This window comes from Vogesella mureinivorans (assembly GCF_007644035.1).
GTDB classification, from domain to species: Bacteria; Pseudomonadota; Gammaproteobacteria; order Burkholderiales; family Chromobacteriaceae; genus Vogesella; species Vogesella mureinivorans.
In genome coordinates this window covers 1-271 of record NZ_VMTV02000777.1, presented here as the reverse complement: position 1 = coordinate 271, position 271 = coordinate 1, and the positions used below count along the sequence as shown (strand labels likewise).

The window sequence follows — 271 nt, the reverse complement described above, 5'->3', positions numbered from 1 at the left end:
GGACCTACTACTGGGTCAGCCAGCTCGGCATGCTGCCGGCCACCGTGGTCTACGTGTACGCGGGCACCCAGCTCGCCAGCATCGAATCACCCGGCGACATCGCCTCGCCGGGCCTGCTTCTGGCCTTTGCCGCGATCGGCCTGCTGCCGCTGCTTCTGAAGGGCGTACTCGGCTGGCTGAAGGCGCGGCGGGTCTATGCCGGCTTCCAGCGGCCGAAGCACTTCGACTACAACCTGGTCGCGATCGGCGCAGGCTCGGCGGGGCTGGTCAC

General features: G+C 68.6%; 1 protein-coding gene. It reads left to right on the top strand.

Going from position 1 to position 271, the window contains the following annotated elements; translation table 11 throughout:
- The coding region (locus tag FLQ44_RS23820) for a TVP38/TMEM64 family protein (RefSeq protein ID WP_206208975.1) at nucleotides 1–271 on the top strand (271 nt) is incomplete at both ends.